Annotated in this window: 17 protein-coding genes; 11 read left to right on the top strand and 6 right to left on the bottom strand. The window is 55.9% G+C overall.

Translation table 11 applies throughout. From position 1 onward, the window contains the following. Position 1: 1 nt before the first annotated feature. Positions 2-1153 carry an efflux RND transporter periplasmic adaptor subunit gene (locus AAEZ03_RS11020; RefSeq protein ID WP_048369498.1) on the bottom strand — a complete coding sequence of 384 codons (1152 nt, stop codon included), beginning with the start codon at positions 1151-1153 and terminating at the stop codon, positions 2-4. A 265-nt stretch (positions 1154-1418) separates the two neighbouring features. Here AAEZ03_RS11020 and AAEZ03_RS11015 point away from each other — a divergent pair, with 265 nt between their 5' ends. After that, positions 1419-2069: a TetR family transcriptional regulator gene (locus tag AAEZ03_RS11015; RefSeq protein WP_123751945.1), complete on the top strand. Its 651-nt coding sequence runs from the start codon at positions 1419-1421 to the stop codon at positions 2067-2069. Between the two features lie 211 nt (positions 2070-2280). Here AAEZ03_RS11015 and fdxA read toward each other — a convergent pair whose 3' ends face one another. Both fdxA and mutS read right to left on the bottom strand, forming a co-directional pair. Then, on the bottom strand, positions 2281-2604 hold the full coding sequence (fdxA, locus tag AAEZ03_RS11010) for a ferredoxin FdxA (RefSeq protein WP_123751946.1): 324 nt from the start codon (positions 2602-2604) through the stop codon (positions 2281-2283). Between the two features lie 129 nt (positions 2605-2733). After that, a complete protein-coding gene (mutS, locus tag AAEZ03_RS11005) occupies positions 2734-5313 on the bottom strand; it encodes a DNA mismatch repair protein MutS (RefSeq protein WP_350578472.1) in 2580 nt (859 codons plus the stop codon). A gap of 192 nt (positions 5314-5505) precedes the next feature. Here mutS and AAEZ03_RS11000 point away from each other — a divergent pair, with 192 nt between their 5' ends. From AAEZ03_RS11000 to recX, 5 genes are all read left to right on the top strand, one after another. Further along, entirely contained in the window at positions 5506-6240 is a 735-nt protein-coding gene (locus AAEZ03_RS11000; RefSeq protein ID WP_350578469.1) for a LexA family transcriptional regulator, read from the top strand. Positions 6241-6520: 280 nt separating this feature from the next. Continuing rightward, complete coding sequence (locus AAEZ03_RS10995; protein ID WP_048386556.1) at positions 6521-6862, top strand: phage holin family protein; 342 nt, start codon at positions 6521-6523, stop codon at positions 6860-6862. A 77-nt stretch (positions 6863-6939) separates the two neighbouring features. Next, positions 6940-7440: a CinA family protein gene (locus tag AAEZ03_RS10990; protein ID WP_123751950.1), complete on the top strand. Its 501-nt coding sequence runs from the start codon at positions 6940-6942 to the stop codon at positions 7438-7440. An 84-nt stretch (positions 7441-7524) separates the two neighbouring features. Beyond that, positions 7525-8637: a recombinase RecA gene (gene recA / locus AAEZ03_RS10985; RefSeq protein ID WP_048369508.1), complete on the top strand. Its 1113-nt coding sequence runs from the start codon at positions 7525-7527 to the stop codon at positions 8635-8637. A gap of 8 nt (positions 8638-8645) precedes the next feature. Next, positions 8646-9113 carry a recombination regulator RecX gene (gene recX, locus AAEZ03_RS10980; RefSeq protein ID WP_048369509.1) on the top strand — a complete coding sequence of 156 codons (468 nt, stop codon included), beginning with the start codon at positions 8646-8648 and terminating at the stop codon, positions 9111-9113. An 84-nt stretch (positions 9114-9197) separates the two neighbouring features. On the opposite strand, the gene AAEZ03_RS10975 is transcribed toward recX, so the two are convergent. Both AAEZ03_RS10975 and AAEZ03_RS10970 read right to left on the bottom strand, forming a co-directional pair. Then, positions 9198-10307: an LOG family protein gene (locus tag AAEZ03_RS10975; RefSeq protein ID WP_350578464.1), complete on the bottom strand. Its 1110-nt coding sequence runs from the start codon at positions 10305-10307 to the stop codon at positions 9198-9200. A gap of 197 nt (positions 10308-10504) precedes the next feature. Beyond that, positions 10505-10915 carry a PA3611 family quorum-sensing-regulated virulence factor gene (locus AAEZ03_RS10970; RefSeq protein WP_278941424.1) on the bottom strand — a complete coding sequence of 137 codons (411 nt, stop codon included), beginning with the start codon at positions 10913-10915 and terminating at the stop codon, positions 10505-10507. A 229-nt stretch (positions 10916-11144) separates the two neighbouring features. Here AAEZ03_RS10970 and AAEZ03_RS10965 point away from each other — a divergent pair, with 229 nt between their 5' ends. The 3 genes from AAEZ03_RS10965 (at position 11145) to AAEZ03_RS10955 (ending at position 13280) form a co-directional block, all read left to right on the top strand. Then, entirely contained in the window at positions 11145-11891 is a 747-nt protein-coding gene (locus AAEZ03_RS10965; RefSeq protein ID WP_350578539.1) for a tRNA-uridine aminocarboxypropyltransferase, read from the top strand. Between the two features lie 300 nt (positions 11892-12191). Further along, the gene (erdR, locus tag AAEZ03_RS10960) at positions 12192-12842 is read left to right on the top strand and encodes a response regulator transcription factor ErdR (protein WP_048369516.1); all 651 of its coding nucleotides are present in this window, start codon (positions 12192-12194) and stop codon (positions 12840-12842) included. A gap of 75 nt (positions 12843-12917) precedes the next feature. Beyond that, positions 12918-13280, top strand: coding sequence for a diacylglycerol kinase (locus AAEZ03_RS10955; protein WP_048369518.1), 363 nt, complete (start codon positions 12918-12920; stop codon positions 13278-13280). Here AAEZ03_RS10955 and AAEZ03_RS10950 read toward each other — a convergent pair. Beyond that, entirely contained in the window at positions 13277-14203 is a 927-nt protein-coding gene (locus AAEZ03_RS10950) for a LysR family transcriptional regulator (protein ID WP_048369520.1), read from the bottom strand. The genes AAEZ03_RS10955 and AAEZ03_RS10950 overlap by 4 nt on opposite strands. Positions 14204-14320: 117 nt before the next feature. On the opposite strand from AAEZ03_RS10950, the gene fpr reads away from it, so the two are divergent. Together fpr and AAEZ03_RS10940 are read left to right on the top strand one after the other, a co-directional pair. Further along, complete coding sequence (gene fpr / locus AAEZ03_RS10945; protein WP_048369522.1) at positions 14321-15100, top strand: ferredoxin-NADP reductase; 780 nt, start codon at positions 14321-14323, stop codon at positions 15098-15100. 284 nt (positions 15101-15384) lie between these two features. Further along, a partial coding sequence (locus AAEZ03_RS10940; RefSeq protein ID WP_350578457.1) for a helix-turn-helix domain-containing protein occupies positions 15385-15741 on the top strand: 357 nt, incomplete at its 3' end.

Below are 15741 nucleotides of genomic sequence, written 5' to 3'. Positions count from 1 at the left end.
TTTATTCCCCTTTACTGCCCGAAGCTTTATCAGTGGCCGGGGCCGATGCCGGGGTTGCGCCTGGAGTCTTGTCCATGATTTTGACTTCAGCGCCTGGACGGACGTACTGCAGGCCGTCTGTAATCAGACGGTCACCGGCGTTCAGGCCTTTTTCTACCAGCCAGTCGCTGCCAACCGTGCGCGTTGCTTGCAACACACGCAGCTCAACTTTGTTGTCCGGACCGACGATCAGGGCCGTTGGCTCGCCTTTGGCGTTGTGGGTCACGCCAATTTGTGGGGCCAGAATGGCATCGCTGTTGATGCCCGCTTCCAGTTGGGCGTGAACGAACATACCAGGCAACAGAACGCTGTCAGGGTTCGGGAACACCGCACGCAGGGTGACGGAACCGGTAGTCTCGTCTACCGAGACTTCGGTGAACTCAAGACGACCTTCCAGTGGGTATTCACTACCGTCCGGCAGGGTCAGTTTGACCTTGGCAGCGTTCTCACCGGCCTTTTTAAGACGGCCATCTGCCAGGTCGCGACGCAGTTCCAGCATCTCTACCGAGGACTGGGTCACGTCTACGTAAATCGGGTCCAGTTGAGTAATCACGGCCAATGCATTGGCCTGGCCACTGGTTACGAGTGCGCCTTCAGTGAACAGCGAGCGACCAATACGACCTGACAGCGGCGCCAGGACCTTGGTGTAGCGCAGGTTTACCTGAGCGGTTTTCAATGCAGCTTCGGCTTCAAGGCGAGCAGCTTCGGCGTTGTCGTATTCCTGACGGCTCACGGCTTGCTCTGCAACCAGTTGCTTGTAGCGATCAGCCAGGGATTTGGCCGATTGCAGGGTCGCCTTGGCGCTCAGCACGCTGCTCTCGTAGATCGCCGGATCGATTTGATACAGCTGCTGGCCTTCTTTAACGTCGCTGCCTTCTTTGAAGTAGCGCTTAAGGATAATGCCGTTCACTTGAGGGCGGACTTCTGCCGAACGGTATGAAGTCGTTCGACCAGGAAGATCGGTAGTCAAGGTAAATGGTTGGGTTTTCAGCGTCACGACGCCGACCTGAGGGGTTTGTGGGGCAGGTGCTGCCTCTTCCTTCTTACATCCGCTGAGCAGCGAAGCTAGGGTGATGGCAGCAACCAGAGCGGTAACAGCTGGCTTAAATTGCATGAAGATCCTCGGGTCAGGCACGCGAAAGCGCACAAGAATAGTGGAAGGGTATAGAAAGCTGTTCCGGGTGGATAAAGAGCTTGCTAAGGAATATACTTACATTCATGTCTGTTTGTAAACAGTGGGAATCTGTCGCAAGCAGCGTTCCAGAGTCCATTTTTGAGTCCGTAGTAGACCGGGATAAGGCAGAACAAACGCCACCCGATGCCGGTTTGGATACCGAACTGAAATTGTCCAGACCCTCCTGATTGAGGTTGTGATTGTTATGGTGCGTCGTACCAAAGAAGAAGCTCAGGAAACCCGGAGCAAAATCCTCGAAGCAGCCGAGCAGGCCTTTTATGAAAGAGGGGTTGCCCGCACCACGTTGGCTGATATCGCTGCGTTGGCGGGTGTCACCCGGGGCGCTATCTACTGGCATTTCAGCAACAAGGCTGACCTGGTTCAGGCCATGCTGGACAGTCTGCGTGAACCTTTGGAAGAGCTGGCCAAAGCGAGCGAGAGCCAGGAGGAGCTTGATCCGCTGGGTTGCTTGCGCAGTTTGTTGGTTCATCTGTTTCGTCAGGTGGCGACTGATCCGAAAACTCGGCGTATCAATGAGATTTTGTTTCATAAGTGCGAATTCACTGACGAAATGTGCGATTTGCGCCGTCAACGCCAAATGGCAAGTGTTGACTGTAACAGCCGGATCGAGCTCACGCTGAGTAATGCAGTCCATCGCGAACAACTCCCTTCGAACCTGGATGCCCGTCGTGCGGCAATCGCTTTGCACGCCTATATAGACGGTATTCTTGGGCAATGGCTGCTGGTTCCCGACTGCTTTGAACTCTATAAAGAAGCCGAAACCTGGGTCGACACCTGCATTGACATGCTGCGTCTCAGTCCTAGCCTGCGTAGCCCGCAGCTCAATAGAGCTTGAGTCTAGTTGCCTGAAGGCATAAGGCTAGTGAAGTTTTTACCCGTGGCGTGAATTGATACCAGATGGCCTTTATATATGTCTACGCTGCGGGTTTAAAGTTAGTCAGCTAAGTATTTTGTAGTGTAATTGTTACCAGTCGGATGTCCTTATCGCCCTTAAACGCAAAAAGCCCCGGCTCGCAAGAGACCGGGGCTTTTTGGTGCAGCGTGAATCAGCGTTCGAGATCTTTGATCTTGCCTGCCACGCCATCCCACTCTTCCGCGTCCGGCAGAGCGTCTTTCTTTTCAGTGATGTTTGGCCAGATTTCAGCCAACTCAACATTCAACTGAATAAATTGTTCCATGCCGGCAGGCACTTCATCTTCCGAGAAGATGGCTTGTGCAGGGCATTCAGGCTCACAAAGCGCGCAGTCAATGCACTCATCCGGGTGAATTACCAGGAAGTTCGGGCCTTCGTAGAAGCAGTCCACCGGACAGACTTCTACGCAGTCGGTGTACTTGCACTTGATGCAGTTGTCGGTGACGACGAAGGTCATTTCTAATTTTCTCCTCAGGCGGCGGCAGCGAAGCCCTTACAGTTCGGGTTCGCAGGGCTCAGGAGTGATATCTACTGACCAGGCTAAAAGGCCAGTAGCATCCCGAACCGCGCGCGATTCTAGCAGCTTTTAAAGGCGTGTCTTTAATGTGTAGAGCAAATCAAGTGCTTTACGCGGCGTCATGTTGTCCAGATCGAGCTTGGACAGGTCATCCAGTACGGGGTGCGGCAGGCTGGCAAACAGATCGCTTTGCTGCGGTACTGCTTTTTTGCCAGGTGCTGGTCGCGGTACTTCATGAGGCAGGCTGGTCGTTTCGAGTCGGCTCAAATGTTCACGTGCCCGGGTGATGACATTGGCTGGAACCCCGGCCAATTGTGCAACGGCCAAACCATAGCTTTGACTGGCCGGGCCTGGCAAGACATGGTGCAAAAACACGATGCGTTCATTGTGTTCGGTTGCGCTCAAATGCACGTTGGCGACCAGCGGTTCGTTCTCGGGCAGAACAGTCAGCTCAAAGTAGTGCGTGGCAAACAGGGTGTAAGCGCGCAAGTGAGCGAGGCGTTCGGCGGCTGCCCACGCCAGGGACAAACCATCGAACGTACTGGTGCCACGGCCCACCTCATCCATCAGCACCAGGCTGCGATCGGTCGCGTTGTGCAAAATATTGGCTGTTTCGCTCATTTCCACCATAAAGGTAGAGCGGCCGCCTGCCAGGTCATCGCTGGAGCCGATCCGGGTGAAGATCCGGTCGACCAGTGACAGCTCGCAACTGGCAGCCGGTACAAAGCTGCCGATATGGGCCAGCAGGACGATCAATGCCGTCTGACGCATGTAGGTCGATTTACCGCCCATGTTAGGACCGGTGATCACCAGCATGCGGGTTTTGTCATCCAGCGCCAGATCGTTGGCCACAAACGGTGTTGTCAGCACTTGCTCGACCACTGGGTGGCGGCCCTGTTCGATACGCATGCACGGCTCGTCGACAAAGCGCGGGCAGTTCAGGTCCAGGTTCAGTGCTCGTTCGGCCAAATTGCTCAGCACATCGAGCTCTGCCAGCGCGGCGGCGGTGTCCTGCAAAGGCGGCAACTCGCCGATGAGGGTTTCCAGTAGTGCTTCGTAGAGCATTTTTTCGCGGGCCAGCGCGCGGCTTTTGGCCGACAGGGCTTTATCTTCGAAGGCTTTTAGCTCAGGCGTGATAAAGCGCTCAGCGCCTTTGAGGGTTTGCCGGCGAATGTAGTCAGCAGGTGCTTGTTCAGCCTGTTTGCTTGGCAGCTCGATAAAGTAGCCGTGCACGCGGTTGTAACCCACCTTGAGGTGGCTCAGGCCGGTTCGGGCTTTTTCACGCGCTTCAAGGTCAATCAGGAACTGCCCGGCGTTCTCGCTCAGCGATTGCAGTTCATCCAGCTCAGAGTCATAACCGGTTTTCAGCACGCCGCCGTCACGGATCACAGCAGGCGGGTTGTCGTTGATGGCTTTTTCCAGTAGTGCCGCCAGTTCCGGGTAGGTGCTGGTGATGATGGCCAGTTGTTGCAGATGTGGGGCTTCGAGGCCGATCATCGCATCTTGCAGTTCAGGCAACGCGCCCAAGGCATCACGCAAGCGCGCCAGATCTCGCGGGCGAGCATTGCGCAGGCCGATACGCGCAAGTATCCGCTCCAGATCACCGATCTCTTTAAGCTGTGGTTGCAGCTTTTCAAAGCGATACCCATCGAGCAGGCAGGTAATCGACGATTGACGGGCCAACAACACGCTCAAGTCACGCAGCGGACGGTTCAGCCAGCGGGTTAGCAGGCGGCTGCCCATCGAGGTCTGGCAACGGTCGACCACAGATTGCAAGGTATTGTCACGACCACCGGCCAGGTTGGTGTCCAGTTCCAGGTTACGACGGCTTGCGCCATCCAGCACCACGGTGTCATCCAGGCGCTCATGGCGCAGGCTGCGCAAGTGGGGCAGGGCGGTGCGCTGGGTTTCTTTGGCGTAGCTGAGCAGGCAGCCGGCGGCGCCAATCGCCAGGGTCAGGTTTTCGCAACCGAAGCCTTTAAGGTCTTGGGTCGAAAACTGCTGGCACAGGCTTTTAAACGCCGAATCACGTTCAAAGTCCCACGGCGCGCGGCGACGAACTCCACGGCGTTTTTCGGCAGGCAGGCCTTGCGGCCAGTCGTCCGGAATCATCAGCTCCACCGGGTTGATGCGTTCCAGTTCGGCCAACAGGTTTTCCCAGCCTTTAATCTCCAGCACCGAGAAATTGCCGCTGGTGATGTCCATCACCGCCAGGCCAAACAGACGCTCATCGCCCAGTACGGCGGCAATCAGGTTGTCACGGCGTTCATCCAGCAGCGCTTCATCGCTGACGGTGCCCGGCGTGATGATACGCACCACTTGACGCTCAACCGGGCCCTTGCTGGTTGCCGGGTCGCCGATCTGTTCGCAAATCACCACCGACTCGCCCAGCTTGACCAACTTGGCCAAGTAGCCTTCGGCCGCGTGATAAGGAATTCCGCACATCGGAATCGCCTGTCCGGCCGACTGCCCGCGAGCCGTCAGGGTGATGTCCAGCAACTTGGCCGCCTTCTTCGCGTCTTCGTAGAAAATCTCGTAGAAGTCGCCCATGCGATAGAACATCAACTGGTCGGGGTGCTGGTTTTTGAGGCGCCAGTACTGCTGCATCATCGGCGTGTGTGAAGACAGGTCGGAAGTATTCTTACTCATGAGAAGGCTTAGGCGGATTCGATTAAAAGGTGGGTGAAAAGCGGGCGTCAGGCGCGGCTATTTCGCAATGGGCGCAAGGTTAACATGTCAGCCCCCTGCATCTACAGGTGCGTGCCGGGCGTGCTGACGCGTTGCTATAAATAGAAGAAATAGCATTTGCCATCTATAAACACGGCCAGCACTATTCCCGGCATGTCCAAACGAAATGTTTCAACGGTCTTGAAAGAACTGCTTTCCCGGCACCAGATCAGCGCGATGGCGCTGCATCGGAGTACGGGAGTCCCGCAGTCCACACTCTCGCGGATTTTGAGCGGGAAAATTGTCGATCCTTCCGACAGGCATATCTCCAAAATTGCCGAGTACTTCCACATCAGCACTGATCGCCTGCGGGGGCGAGATGATCGCGCCGGCTCAGGCTTTTCTGACAATCCACCCAGGCATGCTGAGTTGCGGGACATTTTGTTGTGGGATGACGACACCCCCGTGGCCGATGACGAAGTGTCCATTGCGTTCTTGCGCCAGGTCGAATTGGCCGCAGGCTCGGGGCGTTTTGCCATTGAAGAGAGCGAGCGGGCCAAGTTACGGTTCGGCAAGCGCAGCCTGCGCCACAACGGCGTGGAGTTTGACCAGGCGAAATGCGTGACGGTGCGCGGTGAGAGCATGCTCCCGGTGCTGCGTGATGGCGCCACAGTGGGTGTCAATGTCGGCAAGCGCTCACTTGAAGAGGTCATCGACGGTGACCTGTATGCGCTCAACCACAACGGCCAGTTGCGCGTGAAACAGTTGTATCGTCTGGCCTTTGGCATTCGTTTACGTAGTTTTAATTGCGATGAGTATCCCGATGAGGACTATGACTACGCCGATCTGGAGGATGAGCAACTGGTGATTCTGGGCCATGTCTTCTGGTGGGGCATGTACGCTCGCTAGCCTGCAGTTTTAAGAATGAGCCCACGTCTAAGTGGGCTTTTTCTTGCCTATTGAAAGACTGATCGCACTGCTCACGTTGCCTTTTCTGGCTGATAGCGGCGTTCAAAACAAATATATGCATTGGTGCATTGACTGTATATCCATACATGCATAGTCTTTGTCACATCGCGGTTCCCCGATCTGACTCGCGCAGGGATGCGACGCGGCGGGCAGCGCGCCCGCTGTTCAGCTCAGGCCAGACACTGGCTTTTATCAGTAAGGATTCAGGAGTGATGGCACGATGAATGAGCCGCAAATATTGCAGGATATGCCGCTGCTGCTGGTCATCCTTCTCGCTTTGGTGGGCGGCGTCTTTGGCGAGATGTGGCGCGCTGATAAAGAAGGTGCCAGCGGCTGGCTGCTGGTCCGGCGGCTGGCGTTGCGTTCCGGTGCCTGCATGGTGTGTGGTGTTTCCACCTTTATGCTGTTGTACGCCGCCGGGATGTCGATTCTGGCGGCTGGTGCCTTTGGTTGCCTGACCGCGCTGGCGGGGGCCGATGCTGCAATTAGCGTGTATCAGCGTTGGGCCGCCAAGCGCCTGGGGGTCGACAGCGCAGCGCCGGACTCGCGTAGCGAACGCTAGGCTTGAGTGGCATCGCCTTGCAACGCTCACCGGCTCGTGTAGGTTATGGCGCTTGGGCGCATCCACAGGAGAACCTCATGGACCCACTCTCTCAACTGGCGGCTGAACTTGGGCGCCACCTTCAGACTCTTAACGCTCACGTGACAACCGCAGAGTCGTGCACGGGCGGGGGCATTGCCGAGGCCATCACCCGTATCGCCGGCAGTTCTGCCTGGTTCGAGGCGGGGTTTGTGACCTATTCCAATCAACAAAAGACCCTGCAGCTTGATGTGCCGCAGGCGCTGTTTACTCAGGTTGGAGCCGTCAGCCGCGAAGTGGTCGAGGCGATGGTCCGCGGCGCGCAGGCGCACAGTGATGCACGCTTTGCTGTCGCCGTCAGTGGCGTCGCCGGCCCTGGCGGCGGTTCGCCAGAGAAACCGGTAGGCACGGTCTGGCTGGCGTGGGGCGTTGATGACGAGGTGACGGCCGAGTGCAGGCACTTCCGGGGCGATCGCGACGAGGTCCGTCGACAAACCGTAATTGCGGCGCTGGAAGGCCTAATACGCCGAACGGTACGAGAAATAGAAAATCAGGGGTAGGCGATCGTTTAACCCTGTGGAATAATACTGGCTACTTATACAGTTATCGGCCGTCATGGCCTTATTGATTTTGAGAGGACTTTAATGGACGACAACAAGAAGAAAGCCTTGGCTGCGGCCCTGGGTCAGATCGAACGTCAATTCGGCAAAGGCGCCGTCATGTTGATGGGCGATCAAGATCGCCAGCCAATCCCTGCTATTTCTACAGGTTCGCTGGGTCTGGACATCGCGCTGGGCATCGGCGGTCTGCCAAAAGGCCGTATTGTTGAAATCTACGGTCCAGAGTCCTCGGGTAAAACCACCCTGACGTTGTCTGTGATTGCACAAGCGCAAAAAGCGGGTGCAACCTGTGCCTTCGTTGACGCCGAGCACGCGCTTGACCCTGAGTATGCGGGCAAGCTGGGTGTAAACGTAGATGACCTGCTGGTTTCCCAGCCCGATACGGGCGAGCAGGCACTGGAAATCACCGACATGCTGGTGCGTTCCAACGCTGTTGACGTGATCATCATCGACTCCGTGGCCGCGCTGACCCCTAAAGCTGAAATTGAAGGCGACATGGGCGACGCACACGTGGGCCTGCAAGCCCGTTTGATGTCGCAAGCACTGCGTAAAATCACCGGTAACATCAAAAACGCCAACTGCCTGGTGATCTTCATCAACCAGATCCGTATGAAGATCGGCGTAATGTTCGGTAGCCCCGAAACCACCACCGGTGGTAACGCCCTGAAGTTCTACTCGTCTGTTCGTCTGGACATCCGTCGTACGGGTGCCGTGAAAGAAGGCGACGTGGTGGTGGGTAGCGAAACCCGCGTCAAAGTGGTCAAGAACAAAGTGGCACCGCCATTCCGTCAGGCCGAATTCCAGATTCTTTACGGCAAGGGCATCTACCTCAACGGTGAGATGATCGACCTGGGCGTATTGCACGGCTTCGTTGAAAAAGCGGGTGCCTGGTACAGCTACAACGGCAACAAAATTGGTCAGGGCAAGGCAAACTCCGCCAAGTTCCTGGACGATAACCCGGACATCAAAGATGCCCTCGAGAAACAACTGCGCGCCAAGCTGTTGGGTCCAAAAACTGACAGCGAGCTGGCCGAGCTGAAAGTTATGCCGAAAATGAGCAAGGCTGCCAAAGCGGCTGCTGAAGAAGCAGAAGCGGCAGAAATCGAGTTCGAAAACTCTGCAGAAAACGATAACTGATACAACTCATGACTGTCGTTTTGGATAACCTCGTCGCGGTGCGACGAGCTGCAATGGACCTGCTCGCACGACGCGAGCATGGTCGAGTCGAGCTGACACGTAAGTTGCGTCAGCGCGGAGCTTGCCCTGACATGATCGACATCGCCCTCGACCGTTTAACGGAAGAAGGGCTGTTGTCGGAGTCGCGTTACCTCGAAAGCTATATCAATTACCGTGCAGGCTCTGGCTATGGCCCTTTGCGTATTCGCGAAGAGCTTGGACAGCGTGGTTTGTCGCGTGGCGATATTGAAGAGGCGTTGCGCGAAAGTGGCTTTAACTGGCAAGAACAGCTGGAAGACACCTGGCGTCGCAAGTTTGCAGGCAAGTTGCCTGAAGATGCAAAAGAGCGTGCCCGCCAAGGCCGCTTCTTGAGTTATCGCGGTTATACGATGGACATGATTGGTCGCGTATTAAGCGGCCGAGAATTCGACGACTAGCGACTACCTGTAGCCGCTGCCGAAGGCTGCGATGGGTCGCGAAGCGGCCCTGTTTTAATCCAGACACCCAACTCTGACGTCAGACTAGTCCGCCAGCGACTCACACTCTGCCGACGTGGCTGCCATGTCGGTCATTTCCCAGTGCTGCGTCAGATTGATAAAGTCGACCAACTCCCGCAAACGTCCCTGGTTACGCCCACTGAATGCAAAGCTCAAACGGTATAAGTTGAGTGACGCGTCATGGTCTATGCCGTCATCCGGCGACTGACAAAACCCATTGCTCAAGCAGATATCGGCGAATGCTTTTTGGATATGCGCGAGCGCGTGCACATTGAGCGGGTACTTCATGCGCACAACGAACGTTTTATTCAGCCAGCGGGTGGAATGGAAGTTGTTATAAAACTGATTGATCTCAGCCAATGCCTCTTCGGCACTAGAGGCAAAGCGCATCAGTTTCAGGTCGTTAGGCAGAATGTACTGATTGGCTTCCAACTCGTTGTGGACGAACTCCAGCGCACTTTTCCAATAGGTGCCGCCCGGCATGTCCAGCAACACGATGGGCACCAAGGGCGACTTGCCGGTTTGAATCAGCGTCAACACTTCTAAGGCTTCATCCAGCGTGCCAAAGCCACCAGGGCACATGACCAGAGCGTCCGCTTCCTTGATGAAAAACAGCTTGCGGGTGAAGAAGAAGTGGAAGGCCAATAGATTGGCAGAACCATTGATCGTCGGGTTGGCGCGCTGTTCAAAAGGCAGGGTGATATTAAAGCCCAGGCTGTGCTCAAGCCCCGCGCCTTCATGGGCGGCGCCCATGATGCCGGCACCGCCTCCGGTAATGACCATCATGTCGGCGCGTGCCAGTGTCGCACCCACTTCACGGGCCAGTGCATACAGCGGGTGTTCTACCGGCGTGCGTGCCGATCCGAAGACCGTGACTTTGCGGCGGCCTTTGAAGGTTTGCAGCACACGGAAGGTTTTTTCCAGCTCGCGAACAGCTTGCAACATGATCTTGGCGTTCCAGCGATCAAGATCATCGTGGGCCATGCGCAAAACAGTGAACAACATGTCGCGATACAGCGGCCGGTTGGGGCTGTCAGGTGCGACAAGCTGCAACTGCGCGTCCACGTGTTGAGCAAGGTCAAGGCCCTGGCCCTCGAAATACAGGGGCAGGGAATCACTGGATTGATCGGGCATGCATTACTCCTTCAACACAACATCCTTTAAAACGCCGTACGTGGGGCAGCCCCCAAGACACAGCGTGTCACCATCATGCCTTGATAATGGTCCTGAGTTGACGGCGCTGGCAACCGCTAATTGGCTGATGTAAATGAAGAATTGGAGAGGAAGAGGCTGCGCACCGTCGCAAAAAACGGCGTGCAGCAGACGCGTGATCAGCCTTTGGGCTTGCAGTCATCGGCGCGGATGTCTTGGGTCAATACGGACTTGTTCGTGTGGTACTCCCGAATGTCAAAGCGCATGATGGCACCACGGGCCAACAGCTTGCGGAAGTTGCGGTCGTTGCAAACGCTACGGCCCAACTGCGGAACGGCCACTTCAGGGGCCGAGCGCAGTTGAGCGGCCATGTTCGGGCTGGCTTCCAGATTGTTAATCAGTACGGTGCCATCAACTGTGAAGCCTTTGTCCAGCAGGTCGGGGCTGATAGCCCGTGGTTTCCCAACGTTGCTGGCTTCTGCGGTCGCTTGCAGGGACTTGTTCAGATTGAATTCTGCAAGAGAGGCCGCTTGCGCGCCCAAAGGCAGTGCCAGCATTAAGGCTACGGTTGGAATAATAGTGCGCAACATGAAACTCTCCTGTTGTACGTGACGCAGGCTTTGACCCACCATCGATCTGTGCGTTCAGTGGCGCAGGAGTATAGGTCAGCATTGTGTGTCAGGAAATGCCCGTGGTCATGGTTTGGCATGCAGGCGTGCGGCCTCTGGTAGACTGCGCGCCTTCCTCTATTGAATCCGCTTCTGCGCCAAACCGTGGCGAATCAGCGGTTGCTGGCGTAAGTAAAAACCCATGACCTTGATGACCTTTTCCCCTAACGCTGTGGCCCGTTTGCGAGACGAGCACGAAGAGGAAAGCACTAAACCTTATTTGGCGCGTGGCTCACGTGCACCGCGTTGCCATACCTGCCGTGTGATCGAAAGCCATTGTCTGTGCCGGTGGCGGCCAAAGGTCAACACGCGCGCGGGCGTTTGCCTGCTCATGACTAAAAAGGAAGTGTTCAAGCCGAGTAATACCGGCTGGTTAATCGCGGACGTGGTCAGCGACAACTTCGCCTTTATCTGGTCGCGTACTGAAACCGATAAAGACCTGCTGGCATTGTTGGCTGATCCGCAGTGGCAACCTTATCTGGTGTTTCCCGGCGAGTATGTAGCGGCTGAGCGAGTCACCCACACCGTCGAAGTCGACAGCAGCAAGCGGCCGCTGTTTATTCTGCTGGATGCGACCTGGACTGAAGCGCGCAAGATCTTTCGCAAAAGCCCGTATCTGGATGGCTTGCCGATCCTGAGCCTTTTGCCAGAAAAGCTCTCACGCTATCGGTTGCGCCGATCAACGCGCAGTGAGCATTTGTGTACCGCCGAAGTGGCCAGTTTGTGCCTTGATCTGGCTGGCGATACGCAAGCATCGGCTGCTCTGGATGCGTACTTTGACGTGTTCAGCCAGCATTATCTGGATGCCAAAAACCAGTTGCCGGTGAATGAGTCGAGTACAGCGCATCAAGAACTGGGCTTTTTTGTAAAAGACCTTTCTCAGAACCGGGCTCAATAGACTAAAGAAGTAGCGCTACAATTTTCGAAGCGAAATAAGCGGCTGGCTCCATTCCATTTGAATGCTGGCGCAGTAATGGCTGTTACTGGACCTCGGTGTCAGGTTTTACGCTTGACCCTACCGTTTTGGCTGGGCATGCTTGGCGCCGATTCGGCGGCAGATGCTGCTCAAACGCTTATATGTTCTAACTTTTTAGCGTAAATCTTGCCCTTTGATGCACAGTTTTAGACTGTTGCTCGAGTTGCCTTAGCGGGTTCTGACTTAAACCGGGCCCGCCTGAAAAACAGGATCATTTAAACAATGGCCACATACGAAATCCTGATTGCTGATGACCATCCGTTGTTTCGCAGTGCTCTACACCAAGCCGTTGCTCTGGGATTGGGTTCTGATGTTCGCTTGGTCGAGGTCGCCAGTATTGCCGAGCTGGAAAAACAGCTGGCGATAAAGGCCGATTGGGATCTGGTGCTGCTCGACTTGAACATGCCAGGTGCTTACGGTTTTTCCGGGTTGGTGTTGTTGCGCGGTCAGTACCCGCAAATCCCGGTAGTGATGGTGTCTGCTCAAGAAGAAGCCTCGGTCATGGTGCGCTCGCGAGAGTTTGGCGCCAGTGGCTTTATCCCTAAGTCCAGTTCAATGGAAGCCATTCAAAACGCTGTGCGCACGGTACTGGATGGCGATGTTTCCTGGCCGCCCCAAGCCTTTGAAGAAGTGCCGGTGTCGGCAGAAGCCAAAGCGGCCAGCGAAGGCCTGGCCAGCCTGACACCTCAACAGTTCCGGGTTTTGACAATGGTTTGCGAGGGGTTGCTGAACAAGCAGATCGCCTACGAGTTGAGCGTTTCGGAAGCGACGATCAAAGCGCACGTGACAGCGATTTTCCGCAAGTTGGGGGTGCGTACCCGCACTCAGGCCGCGCTGCTGCTGCAACAACTCGAATCTATTTCGAGCCATTAAACTGTCAAACTTCACGCATTTTTGACGCGGCCTGATTTAGTTTTTTCCACTCATTTTTTACGCAGTTGCCTATCTATGTCGCCTTTCAAGGGTAAAACCGGATTTAAACGGATTTTGAATGCTGGCGGTTACTCGCTGGACGGTTTGCGTGCAGCCTTTACCGGTGAGGCGGCATTTCGCCAATTGGTGTTGCTCAATGTGGTGCTGATCCCGCTGACGTTCCTCCTGGATGTCAGCCGGGTCGAGCGAGCACTGCTGATAGCGGTATGCCTGTTGGCGTTGATTGTCGAGCTGCTTAACTCGGCCATTGAAGCGGCGATCGATCGAATTTCCCTCGACTTGCACCCGCTGTCAAAGAACGCCAAGGACATGGGCAGCGCCGCACAGTTTGTGGTATTGACCCTGATTGCCGTGGTGTGGGCGGTCATTCTGCTTTAAGCGATCGCAGGCAGAACAATTTCGTCGCTGCGCTGAACCCCGGCGGTAAAGGCACGGCATAGCTCCAAAAATTCGCGCATGGCGGAGGTTTGATACTTCTTCTTGTGCCAGATAAAGAAAAACTGCCGCGCCAGATCCAGGTCAGGGGTTTCGACCGCCACCAGGCTGCCGCGACGAAAAGCATCACGCAGTGCCAGGCGCGAGATACAGCCGATGCCCAAGCCGGACTCAACGGCCCGCTTGATTGCTTCGGTGTGTTCCAGCTCCAGGCGAATGTTAAGCGCGCTTTGATGATGGCGCATGGCTTGATCGAACGTGAGGCGCGTGCCCGAACCTTGTTCACGTAAAATCCAGGCTTCGCGGGTGAGTTCTTCGAGGGTGGCATGCCCACGGGCGGCCAGAGGGTGTTGAGGGGCGCAAAAGACCACCAGCTCGTCTTCAACCCAGCTCTGAACGTCGATGTCCGGATGGCTGCAGTCGCCTTCGATTAGACCCAGATCAATTTCATAATGAGCAACTTGTTGCACGATATGAGCAGTGTTCTGGACAATCAGTTTGACTTGGCTTTCCGGGTGAGCCTGCATGAAGCTGCCGATCAGCAGGGTCGCCAGGTAATTGCCAATTGTCAGGGTCGCGCCCACGGTCAGTGAGCCAAAGCCGGACTTGCCGTTGAGCAGGTCTTCGATCTCTTTGGCCTGGTCCAGCAAGGCGACGGCCTGTGGCAATAACTGCCGGCCCAGGGCGTTGAGGCTTAAGCGCTTGCCCGCGCGATCGAACAGTTGGCAACTGGTCTGGCGCTCCAGTTCGGTGATTGAGGTACTGGCTGCCGATTGTGAAAGGGCCAACAAGCCTGCCGCACGGGACACGCTCTCTTGTTGGGCGACGGTAACGAACACCTGGAGTTGTCTGAGAGTAAATCGCATATCGATATAACCGATAACCCTTATCTTAATAATTCAGTTAACAGATATTGTCGTCGCCATTAGAATGCTGTGCAATTGCGCTCATAGTCAGCGCTGGCGAATTTAGGAGCCCCGTACATGAGCAACATGAACCACGAACGTGTCCTCAGTGTTCACCACTGGAACGACACCCTTTTCAGTTTCAAGTGCACCCGTGATCCGGGCCTGCGCTTTGAGAACGGTCAGTTCGTGATGATCGGCCTGCAACAGCCCAATGGCCGTCCGCTTATGCGCGCCTACTCCATTGCCAGCCCGAACTGGGAAGAGCATCTGGAGTTCTTCAGCATCAAGGTGCCGGATGGTCCGTTGACCTCCCAGTTGCAGCATTTGAAAGAAGGCGACGAGATCATCATCAGCAAGAAGCCTACGGGTACGCTGGTGCTGGACGACTTGAAGCCTGGCAAGCATCTGTACCTGCTGAGCACGGGCACTGGCCTGGCTCCTTTCATGAGCGTGATTCAGGACCCGGAAACCTACGAGCGTTTCGAAAAAGTGATCCTGTGCCATGGCGTGCGTTACGTCAACGAAGTTGCGTACCGTGAGTTCATCACCGAGCACCTGCCGCAGAACGAATTCTTCGGTGAAGCGCTGCGTGACAAGCTGATCTACTACCCAACCGTGACCCGCGAGCCGTTTGAAAACCAGGGTCGTCTGACTGACCTGATGCGCAGCGGCAAACTGTTCAGCGACATCGGCCTGCCGCCGATCAACCCGCAGGACGACCGTGCCATGCTGTGCGGCAGCCCAAGCATGCTCGACGAAACCAGCGAAGTGCTGAACAGCTTCGGCCTGACCGTTTCGCCACGTATGCGTGAGCCGGGTGATTACCTGATCGAGCGCGCCTTCGTCGAGAAGTAAGCGTCGCTGCACAAAAAAGCCCGCGCTACCTCAAGGTAGCGCGGGCTTTTTATTGTCCGCGACGACAGCCCCTTAAGAGCTGCCGCCCCGTCTACGACGCCGCGCTGTCGCGCAGCAAACAGGACAGCGAGTATCTTCAGCATCCCCCAATCGGTTCCCTCTCCTTCGGGAGTGTATGGACCGGGGACATAGCGAACACAATGTTCGGAGACATCGCGAACACTTTTAATAGGACACATTGACCCCTTAGGAGGTGTGATGTGTCCTGGAAAGAGGTGTCCGCCATGGATCTTCGTCTCGAATTCGTCGCCTTGGCTTTGGCTGAGGGCGCTAACATCAAAGCATTGTGCGAGCACTTCAATATCGGCCGCACCACTGCCTATAAATGGCTCAAACGCTTCCAATGTGAGGGTAAAGACGGGCTGAGAGATCGATCACGTCGCCCCCATAGTTCGCCTAATCGAACTGCTCACGAGTCCGAGAAGCAGATACTGGCGCTCAATATCGAGCACACCGGCTGGGGAGCGCGCAAGATCAAGGGATGCCTTGAACGGCGCGGCAGCAACATGCCTGCAGCCAGTACGGTTCATGCCATTCTCAAGCGCAATGAGCGCATCGACCCTCATGCAGGCCTAGTCAAA

It is taken from the genome of Pseudomonas sp. HY2-MNA-CIBAN-0224, from assembly GCF_040310285.1.
GTDB lineage: Bacteria > Pseudomonadota > Gammaproteobacteria > Pseudomonadales > Pseudomonadaceae > Aquipseudomonas > Aquipseudomonas helleri.
The sequence above is the reverse complement of the archived record's forward strand: the minus strand, read 5'-3'. Positions and strand labels throughout refer to the sequence as shown.

Excerpts from the sequence above, each read along its gene's own strand:
- AAEZ03_RS11020 (WP_048369498.1), bottom strand. The coding sequence starts at position 1,153 with ATGCAATTTAAGCCAGCTGTTACCGCTCTGGTTGCTGCCATCACCCTA.
- AAEZ03_RS11015 (WP_123751945.1), top strand. The coding sequence starts at position 1,419 with ATGGTGCGTCGTACCAAAGAAGAAGCTCAGGAAACCCGGAGCAAAATC.
- fdxA (WP_123751946.1), bottom strand. The coding sequence starts at position 2,604 with ATGACCTTCGTCGTCACCGACAACTGCATCAAGTGCAAGTACACCGAC.
- mutS (WP_350578472.1), bottom strand. The coding sequence starts at position 5,313 with ATGAGTAAGAATACTTCCGACCTGTCTTCACACACGCCGATGATGCAG.
- AAEZ03_RS11000 (WP_350578469.1), top strand. The coding sequence starts at position 5,506 with ATGTCCAAACGAAATGTTTCAACGGTCTTGAAAGAACTGCTTTCCCGG.
- AAEZ03_RS10995 (WP_048386556.1), top strand. The coding sequence starts at position 6,521 with ATGAATGAGCCGCAAATATTGCAGGATATGCCGCTGCTGCTGGTCATC.
- AAEZ03_RS10990 (WP_123751950.1), top strand. The coding sequence starts at position 6,940 with ATGGACCCACTCTCTCAACTGGCGGCTGAACTTGGGCGCCACCTTCAG.
- recA (WP_048369508.1), top strand. The coding sequence starts at position 7,525 with ATGGACGACAACAAGAAGAAAGCCTTGGCTGCGGCCCTGGGTCAGATC.
- recX (WP_048369509.1), top strand. The coding sequence starts at position 8,646 with ATGACTGTCGTTTTGGATAACCTCGTCGCGGTGCGACGAGCTGCAATG.
- AAEZ03_RS10975 (WP_350578464.1), bottom strand. The coding sequence starts at position 10,307 with ATGCCCGATCAATCCAGTGATTCCCTGCCCCTGTATTTCGAGGGCCAG.
- AAEZ03_RS10970 (WP_278941424.1), bottom strand. The coding sequence starts at position 10,915 with ATGTTGCGCACTATTATTCCAACCGTAGCCTTAATGCTGGCACTGCCT.
- AAEZ03_RS10965 (WP_350578539.1), top strand. The coding sequence starts at position 11,145 with ATGACCTTTTCCCCTAACGCTGTGGCCCGTTTGCGAGACGAGCACGAA.
- erdR (WP_048369516.1), top strand. The coding sequence starts at position 12,192 with ATGGCCACATACGAAATCCTGATTGCTGATGACCATCCGTTGTTTCGC.
- AAEZ03_RS10955 (WP_048369518.1), top strand. The coding sequence starts at position 12,918 with ATGTCGCCTTTCAAGGGTAAAACCGGATTTAAACGGATTTTGAATGCT.
- AAEZ03_RS10950 (WP_048369520.1), bottom strand. The coding sequence starts at position 14,203 with ATGCGATTTACTCTCAGACAACTCCAGGTGTTCGTTACCGTCGCCCAA.
- fpr (WP_048369522.1), top strand. The coding sequence starts at position 14,321 with ATGAGCAACATGAACCACGAACGTGTCCTCAGTGTTCACCACTGGAAC.